At 32.8% G+C, this 8,839-nt stretch carries 10 protein-coding genes; 8 read left to right on the forward strand and 2 right to left on the reverse strand.

Annotated elements, in window-relative coordinates; translation table 11 throughout:
- The coding region (gene tgt / locus ACH2BG_RS04520) for a tRNA guanosine(34) transglycosylase Tgt (protein WP_395046529.1) at window positions 1-975 on the reverse strand (975 nt) is incomplete at its 3' end.
- A gap of 130 nt (window positions 976-1,105) precedes the next feature.
- Between tgt and ACH2BG_RS04525 the strand changes: the two genes are divergently transcribed.
- From ACH2BG_RS04525 to ACH2BG_RS04545, 5 genes are all read left to right on the forward strand, one after another.
- A complete protein-coding gene (locus tag ACH2BG_RS04525; protein ID WP_395046530.1) occupies window positions 1,106-1,663 on the forward strand; it encodes a helix-turn-helix domain-containing protein in 558 nt (185 codons plus the stop codon).
- Window positions 1,664-1,702: 39 nt separating this feature from the next.
- A complete protein-coding gene (locus tag ACH2BG_RS04530) occupies window positions 1,703-2,149 on the forward strand; it encodes a response regulator (RefSeq protein WP_395046531.1) in 447 nt (148 codons plus the stop codon).
- A gap of 18 nt (window positions 2,150-2,167) precedes the next feature.
- The gene (locus ACH2BG_RS04535; RefSeq protein WP_395046532.1) at window positions 2,168-3,952 is read left to right on the forward strand and encodes a CHASE3 domain-containing protein; all 1,785 of its coding nucleotides are present in this window, start codon (window positions 2,168-2,170) and stop codon (window positions 3,950-3,952) included.
- Between the two features lie 386 nt (window positions 3,953-4,338).
- Window positions 4,339-5,193 (forward strand): transketolase, encoded by an 855-nt coding sequence (locus ACH2BG_RS04540; RefSeq protein WP_395046533.1) that lies wholly within the window; start codon window positions 4,339-4,341, stop codon window positions 5,191-5,193.
- Window positions 5,194-5,248: 55 nt separating this feature from the next.
- Window positions 5,249-6,202 carry a transketolase family protein gene (locus ACH2BG_RS04545; protein ID WP_395046534.1) on the forward strand — a complete coding sequence of 318 codons (954 nt, stop codon included), beginning with the start codon at window positions 5,249-5,251 and terminating at the stop codon, window positions 6,200-6,202.
- 65 nt (window positions 6,203-6,267) lie between these two features.
- On the opposite strand, the gene ACH2BG_RS04550 is transcribed toward ACH2BG_RS04545, so the two are convergent.
- The gene (locus ACH2BG_RS04550; RefSeq protein ID WP_395046535.1) at window positions 6,268-7,359 is read right to left on the reverse strand and encodes an FKBP-type peptidyl-prolyl cis-trans isomerase; all 1,092 of its coding nucleotides are present in this window, start codon (window positions 7,357-7,359) and stop codon (window positions 6,268-6,270) included.
- A 76-nt stretch (window positions 7,360-7,435) separates the two neighbouring features.
- Here ACH2BG_RS04550 and ACH2BG_RS04555 point away from each other — a divergent pair, with 76 nt between their 5' ends.
- The 3 genes from ACH2BG_RS04555 to ACH2BG_RS04565 form a co-directional block, all read left to right on the forward strand.
- Window positions 7,436-7,828 carry an RNA-binding S4 domain-containing protein gene (locus ACH2BG_RS04555; protein WP_395046536.1) on the forward strand — a complete coding sequence of 131 codons (393 nt, stop codon included), beginning with the start codon at window positions 7,436-7,438 and terminating at the stop codon, window positions 7,826-7,828.
- Window positions 7,818-8,399: a methyltransferase domain-containing protein gene (locus ACH2BG_RS04560; protein WP_395046537.1), complete on the forward strand. Its 582-nt coding sequence runs from the start codon at window positions 7,818-7,820 to the stop codon at window positions 8,397-8,399. Before ACH2BG_RS04555 ends, ACH2BG_RS04560 begins: the two co-directional genes overlap by 11 nt.
- 5 nt (window positions 8,400-8,404) lie before the next feature.
- Window positions 8,405-8,839 (forward strand): phosphoribosyltransferase domain-containing protein (locus tag ACH2BG_RS04565; RefSeq protein ID WP_395046538.1); only part of this gene is annotated, 435 nt, incomplete at its 3' end.

Genomic DNA, 8,839 nt, shown 5'->3' on the forward strand with positions numbered 1-8,839 from the left:
AAGATGTCGCAAATAAGCTTTAGAATATTCGGTATCTACAAATGTATATCCCATTTCATCTACTGGAGAAAAATCGGCTTCCCATTTTTTATTTTTAATGTTTATTGTTCCATTTGCTGTAAACAACATTCCGTTACGAGCATTACGTGTTGGCATAACACAATCAAACATGTCAATTCCAAGTGCAATATTTTCTAAAATATTGATTGGTGTTCCCACACCCATCAAATAACGAGGTTTGTCTTCTGGTAAAATCGCAGTAACAATTTCGGTCATGGCATACATTTCTTCGGCTGGTTCCCCTACCGATAATCCACCAATGGCATTTCCTTGTGCTCCAGCATTAGCAATATATTCTGCCGATTGCATTCTTAAATCTTTATAACAACTTCCTTGCACAATAGGGAAAAAAGTTTGGTCATAACCGTATTTTGTAGGTACTTTTTCTAAATGTTTGATGCATCTATCTAACCAACGGTGTGTCATTTTCATCGAACGATTTGCGTAATGGTAATCACACGGATATGGCGTACACTCATCAAAAGCCATAATAATATCTGCACCAATGGTACGTTGAATTTCCATTACATTTTCTGGCGTAAAAAAATGATACGAACCATCAATATGTGATTTAAACTTTACGCCCTCTTCTTTAATTTTTCTATTGGCCGAAAGTGAATATACTTGATAACCACCAGAATCGGTCAAAATATTCCGATCCCAATTCATAAATTTATGCAAACCACCTGCTTTTTCAAGAATTTCGGTTTGTGGCCGTAAATACAAATGATAGGTGTTTCCTAGAATAATATCAGGGTTAATTTCTTCTTTAAGCTCTCTCTGGTGAACACCTTTTACAGATGCAACCGTTCCAACAGGCATAAAAATTGGGGTCTCAATAATACCATGATCAGTAGTTATAGTTCCTGCTCTGGCTTTTGTTTGTGGATCTTTTTGTAATAAATTAAACTTCATATAGGCATTTTTCAGGGAGCAAAGATAAGTTATTTACAATCTTAGGCAATTTAGAAATTTAGAAATTTAACATTTCAACAATAGTAAAATTTTATAAACATTTTCTTATATTTATAAAAAAATAAATTCTATGAAGCTTTTTTTTAAATTTGACATTAACATTATCTGCAAAACAATCCTTCAGGAACAACTTGAAAATCTAGGATTAGGTTATCAACTGCTGAGTTTTGGCGAGGTGCAGATTAAGGGTACTGTTTCAGATGAAAAACTACAGGAACTTTCTGATTCGATTTCGAAATACGGCATTGAGATTGTTGAAAATCAAAAAAGCATCCTGATTCAAAAAATAAAAGACACCATAATTGATATGGTTTTTTCTGATGAAGATCTAACAAGCCTTAAAAGTTCTGTTTACCTTTCAGAAAAATTAAATCTTAATTACGGTTATATTTCAAATTTATTTTCTGAAGTCACTTACACTTCTATTGAAAATTTTATCATCATTCAAAAAATAGAACGAGTAAAACAACTCTTACTTATAAATGAATTGACACTAACCGAAATTGCTTATAAACTGAATTATTCAAGTGTGGCGCATTTGAGCACACAATTCAAAAATACAACAGGGCTAACCCCCTCTGCTTTTCAACGCATTATAATTAAAAGACGCAATAATATTACTTTTTAGTGTTATTAAACCGTCAAACTAAATTAAAAAACACTATTTATGCATACTGACATCATTCATATTTTATTAGCTGACGACGACGAAGATGATCGTAACTTTTTTAAAGATGCCTTTGAGGAAATCAAGATCAATACGACTGTAAACGTTGTAAATGATGGAGAGGAATTAATGAATTATCTAACCAAACCTGATATTATTTTACCGCATATCCTTTTCCTTGATTTGAATATGCCTCGAAAAAACGGTATAGAATGTTTGTCTGAAATAAAACAACTGGAGCATTTAAAAGATATGGCGGTGGCTATTTATTCAACATCCGCTAGTGAAGCTGATATTGAAGAAACTTTTGTGAAAGGCGCTAACATTTATATCAAAAAACCAAATGATTTTAATGAATTGATAAAAACATTAAACACAGCCACTACTTTTAATTGGCAATATCATACCAATAGTTTAAACAGAGATACTTTTCTATTGCGAATTTAATAACTGAAATTTAAACCAATGAAATTTAAAGATGCCATTTTATCTAAAGTTATGCTTAAAAGTCTCTTTGTGATTTTTATATTTCTATTGCTTTTTATTTCATCAATAACATACAAAAACAGTCTTCAATTCACCAATTCGACCAAATGGGTGATTCATTCCTACAAGGTACATAGTCAATTAGACAATCTGATGCTGATACTAAAGGACGCTGAAACAGGACAACGCGGATTTTTATTAACCCACGACACGACCTATTTACAACCTTATTTCAAATCAAAAATAAAAGTAAGACAATCTGCCGATACATTAAGGCGGTTATTTTCAGACAATTTAAATCAGCAAAAAAACATGGAACGCTTATTGGAATTGACCGAACTCCGATTTGGATATTTACGCTATTCGATGTATCAGGATTCTCTTGGCTCCAAAAACAAAATAAATATTAGAGAAAGCTTAGATACTGGCAGACTCATCATGGATTCTGTTCGAAATCAAGCTGCTAAAATGCAGAATTTAGAAAAAGAATACCTGTGGGAACGCAATCAGAGTTATCTAAGCAAAATATCTGTTACTCCTTTATTAATACTTCTTATTACTGTATTCTCATTACTGATTTTTATTGTGGCTTATATCAAAATCAATAAAGACCTATCGGTTTTAGAGAACGCAAACAAGCAATTACTCATTACAAACGAAGTTAGCTTGCAGGCCAAAAAAATAGGTAATTTCAGTACCTGGACCCTAGACGTAGAAACAAATAAACTTTCCTATTCAGACAATTTATATCATTTACTTGGTTGTCAACCGCAATCCTTTGAGCCTACCATAACTAATTTTATAGAATACGTTTATCCTGACGATAAAAGAAAGGTGTCATCCATTATCAAAAAAATCGTAAATGATGAAAAGACGCTTATACATTTTTTTAGGGTTATTCGAGAAGACAACCAACTGCGTTATTTTAAATTAACTGCTAAAACGGTAGTTCATTTAAAGGGTGAAAAAACAATCATTGGAATCATTAGTGATATTACTGACGAGCACAATAAGAACATCACCATTGAAAAAAGAAATTTTGAACTCGAACAGACCAATACTGAATTAGAATCTTTCAATCATGTCGCAAGTCATGATTTACAAGAACCCTTACGAAAAATACAGCTTTTCATTTCCAGGATTTCAAGTACCGACTTGGATGCAATATCAGAAGCAGGAAGGGAATATATTGCAAAAATTCATCTGGCAACTACTAAAATGCGAACACTCATTGATGATTTACTTTTATTTTCAAGAACCAACAAAACAGACAAAGTATTCATCAAAACAGATTTAAACGAATTGCTTGAAAATGCCAAACAGGAATTGACTGATACAATACTAGAAAAAAATGCCGTTATAAATGCCGAAGTACTACCATTAATTGAAGTCATTCCTTACCAGATTCAGCAATTATTTATCAACCTTATCAGCAATTCATTAAAATACAGCAAATCGAATGTGAATCCAATCATCACAATACATTCTGAGAAAATTTTGGTATCGCAGGTTTCGTTTTTAAAAACTAATCCAGATAAAGAATACTATAAAATTAGCATCTCCGATAATGGAATGGGATTCGACCAGCAATTTTCAGAATCAATCTTTACTTTATTTAACCGATTGCATTCTCCAACTGAATATCCAGGAACAGGAATTGGACTAGCCATCTGTAAAAAAATTGTAGAAAACCATATGGGTGCTATAAAAGCAGAAGGGAAAATAAATATAGGCGCTACCTTTACTATTTTTCTTCCTGAATAACCTAAAAATCACAATACATCACAAAAAAGGAAGCTTATATTTTATTAGAAATTAAATTCCATTTCAAATATAAACCGATATTTCCTGAATCCAGATTCTATCTTTCTCTCTTTCGTCTGCTCACGGTTACCCTATCTTGTGTTGCCATTTTTATATTTTTCCATCTTATTTTTCCTTTAAAAATTAGTTTTTTATTGATTTGGATTTTGAAATCTTCTGATAAAGATTTCAAAATCTTATTTTTTTAAATCTAAAATAAAAATAAAATTTACAATTAAGTAACCTAAAATAAGTAGATTAAAATCAATTTTATCCTAAATATTATAATTTTATAAAAAATCCAATTATCTGATTATCTTTGCGGAAGTCTAAATTTCACAAAAAAAATGAAGCCCAACACACAACAATTAAACGAATTAACTATTCAGGTAAGAAGAGACATTCTGCGAATGGTTCATGCAGTAAATTCAGGTCATCCCGGAGGTTCTCTAGGTTGTACTGAATTCCTAGTAGTACTTTATCAAAACCTAATGAATCGCAAAGAAGGTTTCGATATGAACGGTCACGGAGAAGATTTATTCTTCCTATCAAACGGACATATTTCGCCAGTTTTTTACAGCGTCTTAGCACGTAGTGGTTATTTTCCAGTAGCTGAATTAGCAACTTTTAGAAAAATAAACACTCGTTTGCAAGGTCACCCAACCACGCACGACCATTTGCCGGGCGTAAGAATCGCTTCTGGTTCACTTGGACAAGGTTTATCTGTCGCAATTGGAGCAGCACAAGCTAAAAAACTAAATAACGATTCTAATTTGGTTTATACACTTCATGGTGATGGTGAATTACAAGAAGGACAAAACTGGGAAGCTATTATGTATGCTTCAGCAAAAAAAGTAGACAATCTCATTGCAACTGTCGATCTAAACGGAAAACAAATTGACGGAACAACCGACGAAGTTTTAAATATGGGAAGCATTCGAGCAAAATTTGAAGCTTTTGATTGGGATGTTATCGACATTAAAGAAGGTAATAATATCGAAGCTATACTAGCTGGTATGAATGATGCAAAATCTAGAACAGGGAAAGGAAAACCGGTTTGTGTTTTATTACATACCGAAATGGGGAACGGTGTAGATTATATGATGTATTCTCACGCTTGGCACGGAAAGGCACCTAACGATGCTCAACTTGAAAATGCTTTAGAACAAAATTATAATATTGGAGGTAATTCCGACTACTAATTTTTAGACTCCAAATTTCAGGAATCAAAAAACTTAGCACCTTAAAAGAAAACAAATGAAAAAATATATCAATACAGGAAGCAAAGATACTCGTTCGGGTTTTGGAGCTGGAATGACAGAATTAGGACAAACAAACGAAAATGTAGTGGCACTTTGCGCTGACTTAATCGGTTCTTTAAAATTTGATGATTTCAAGAAAAATCACCCAGAGCGTTTTTTTCAAATTGGAATTGCCGAGGCAAATATGATTGGAATTGCTGCTGGTTTAACTATTGGTGGAAAAATTCCATTTACTGGAACTTTCGCTAACTTTTCTACAGGAAGAGTTTACGACCAGATTCGTCAAAGTGTAGCTTATTCCGATAAAAACGTTAAAATTTGTGCTTCTCACGCTGGTTTAACGCTAGGTGAAGATGGCGCAACACATCAAATCCTTGAAGACATTGGTTTGATGAAAATGTTGCCAGGAATGACTGTAATAAACACTTGCGATTACAATCAGACTAAAGCAGCAACACTTGCAATTGCTGACCATCACGGTCCGGTTTATTTACGTTTTGGTCGCCCAGTTGTACCTAACTTTATGCCTGCCGACGAAAAATTCGAAATTGGGAAAGCTATTTTATTATCTGAAGGAACTGATGTTACTATTATAGCAACAGGACATTTAGTTTGGGAAGCATTAATCGCTGCCGAAGCATTAGAAGCAAAAGGAATATCGGCCGAAGTAATAAACATTCACACGATTAAACCTTTAGACGAAGCTGCTATTTTAAAATCATTAGCAAAAACAAAGTGCATTGTTACTGCCGAAGAACATAATATCCTTGGTGGTCTTGGAGAAAGCGTTGCTAGAGTTTTAGCACTAAACAATCCTACACCACAAGAATTTGTAGCAGTAAACGATAGTTTTGGCGAAAGCGGAACTCCAGAACAACTTATGGAAAAATACAAACTAAACAACCAAGCAATTATTGAAGCTGTTGAAAGAGTTGTGAAGAGAAAATAAAATTTAGAATACATATATTATAAAAAAATCCCATTTCAAATTGAAATGGGATTTTTTTTATATGATTAATAAGTTGTAAACGGCGGATGACTATTTCGATCTAGATGTCTTCGTAGTCTTGTTGTTGTAACACCATCTCCAGATGCGTTAGGAATCCCTTTAGGCTCACTTTCGTCTATTGTTGGAGTAGCAGGATTGTCAGCAATTGGACTAAAAGGATAATACAAGCTGGTCCCTAAAAAAGGTGTTGGTTTTTTAATTTCAAATTTTGTTAAATAACTATCACCATCGTCATCTTGATCCAGATAATCTAACCTACCATCACCATCAGTGTCTAAATTTGTAGATTGTCCAGTAATTAAATCGAAACCTTCATATTTAGAATCTATTCCGTCATAATCATGATCTACATAATTTATATTATTTAATTTAAAACTAAATATAAGTGGTGAATAAGAAGGAATTGAACCTCTTGCAGAATTATAATAAGCTAGTCCAGAAGGTAAAAACATAACTCCAGAACCGTAATTATCATAATTTACAGAGCCATCTAAATTAGTAGTATGAGTTCCAGATTTGAACAATGGAAATATCTCTTTCCAACCTCTAATTACATCTTCATTAACGTATTGATAAAGTTTAATCCAAACAGGATTTTGAGCCTGATCAAATGGTGTGCTTGCAATAAAAGAATTGTATGTTATTGGATTTGTTACTGGTACTATTTCTTCCTTTTTTGTGTATATATACTCTCCCTTATAAGAAACAAAAATAGAATCTACACTGGTAGGATTTTCACCATCCCCATAATAATCATGTTCTGGGTCTGAAGTATCACTAATATTCACATAATAAACTTTATAATCTACACCATTACTATTTACTGTTTTTGTATGCAAATCAAGAGCATATTGAACTCTAATTGTTTGCAAATTTGCTGTATTAGGTGTAGGGATTTTTGTAAATGTTACATCTTTATTAGAAGAGACATCCATGTGATACTCATCTAAATATTTGTCGATAGCAGCTAAATCTACTGGGTATTGCTCTGCATAAGGAACAACATAAGCTTCAACAGGATCGTCGCCAGCCTTATTACAGCTAAAAATCGTCAAACTCATTATAAAAACAAAAACTATTTTAAAAAATCTAATCATTATATTCTATTTTAAGTGCGCAAGATACAATTTTGATTTATTTTTGTTTAAAATTTAACTTTGTTTTTTAATTTTTATGCGAATAGATAAATTCCTTTGGTGTGTGCGTTATTACAAAACCAGAAATATGGTTACCGAAGCTTGCAAAAAAAACCATATTACGGTAAACAATCAGGTGGCAAAAGCTTCTAAAGAAGTGTTTGCTGGCGATAAAGTCACTTTTAGAAGAGACCAGATTACTTATATTATTTCAGTTTTAGATATTCCTGATAATCGCGTGGGTGCAAAACTGGTCGATATATACAGAAAAGACGAAACCCCAAGCGAATCGTTTGCTCATTTAGAATTGTTGAAATTATCTAAAGAACATTACAGAAAAAACGGGACAGGTCGCCCAACTAAAAAAGACCGTCGTGATATAGAGGATTTCGGTACTGATACAAAAAATGAGGAATCCGATGAATCTTAATCCAAAAGACTGGCAAAACCGATACGAAACCAACGATGCTGTTTGGGACGCCGGCAAAATAACTACGCCTTTAAAAGAATATATTGACCAAATAGAAGATCAATCTATCAAAATATTAATTCCTGGTTGTGGTAATGGTTATGAATTCGAATATCTTATAAATAAAGGTTTTGAGAATAGTTTTGTTGTAGATTATGCCCAAACGCCAATTGACAACTTGAAAAAAAGAATGCCAAATTGCAATCCAAATCAATTGATAGTTTCTGATTTTTTTGAACTCGATGGAAGTTATGATTTAATTATCGAGCAAACCTTTTTTTGCGCTTTAAATCCCGAATTAAGAGCTAAATATGTGCAAAAAATGCTTTCTTTACTCTCGCCGAAAGGCAAATTGATTGGTTTGTTTTTTCAATTTCCGTTAACCGAAATTGGACCACCATTTGGCGGGTCGAAAGACGAATATCTAAAATTATTTTCTGCTTCTTTTGACATAAAAACATTAGAAACCGCTTATAATTCTATCAAACCACGAGAAGGAAACGAACTGTTTTTTATCTTTACAAAAAAATAACTGCCATGAGCCAAAATATTATCCTAAACCACCAAGAAATTGAATTCAAAATAAAGCGAATTGCGTATCAAATTTATGAAACTTTTATTGACGAGAATGAGATTGTTATAGCAGGAATTCAAGGAAACGGAAGTGTTTTTGCTAATAAAATTGCTTCGGAACTGAAAAACATTTCTCCTATCGAAGTTATTTTATGCGAAGTTATTATTGATAAGAAAAACCCGAATTTACCTATTACAACTTCTATTAATAAAAATGAATACCAAAACAAAGGATTAGTGCTAGTTGATGACGTTCTTAACTCTGGAACGACATTAATTTACGGTGTGAGGCATTTTCTTGATGTTCCTTTGAAGAAGTTTAAAACCGCAGTTTTAATAGATCGAAACCACAAAAAATATCCCATAAAAGCCGATTTTAAAGGCATTTCACTATCAACG

This window comes from Flavobacterium sp. (genome assembly GCF_043779715.1).
GTDB lineage: Bacteria > Bacteroidota > Bacteroidia > Flavobacteriales > Flavobacteriaceae > Flavobacterium.

Bases quoted from the DNA above. Each gene is read 5' to 3' on its own strand.
- ACH2BG_RS04525 (WP_395046530.1), top strand. From the start codon at position 1,106: ATGAAGCTTTTTTTTAAATTTGACATTAACATTATCTGCAAAACAATC.
- ACH2BG_RS04545 (WP_395046534.1), top strand. From the start codon at position 5,249: ATGAAAAAATATATCAATACAGGAAGCAAAGATACTCGTTCGGGTTTT.
- ACH2BG_RS04560 (WP_395046537.1), top strand. From the start codon at position 7,818: ATGAATCTTAATCCAAAAGACTGGCAAAACCGATACGAAACCAACGAT.
- ACH2BG_RS04530 (WP_395046531.1), top strand. From the start codon at position 1,703: ATGCATACTGACATCATTCATATTTTATTAGCTGACGACGACGAAGAT.
- ACH2BG_RS04535 (WP_395046532.1), top strand. From the start codon at position 2,168: ATGAAATTTAAAGATGCCATTTTATCTAAAGTTATGCTTAAAAGTCTC.
- ACH2BG_RS04540 (WP_395046533.1), top strand. From the start codon at position 4,339: ATGAAGCCCAACACACAACAATTAAACGAATTAACTATTCAGGTAAGA.
- ACH2BG_RS04555 (WP_395046536.1), top strand. From the start codon at position 7,436: ATGCGAATAGATAAATTCCTTTGGTGTGTGCGTTATTACAAAACCAGA.
- ACH2BG_RS04550 (WP_395046535.1), bottom strand. From the start codon at position 7,359: ATGATTAGATTTTTTAAAATAGTTTTTGTTTTTATAATGAGTTTGACG.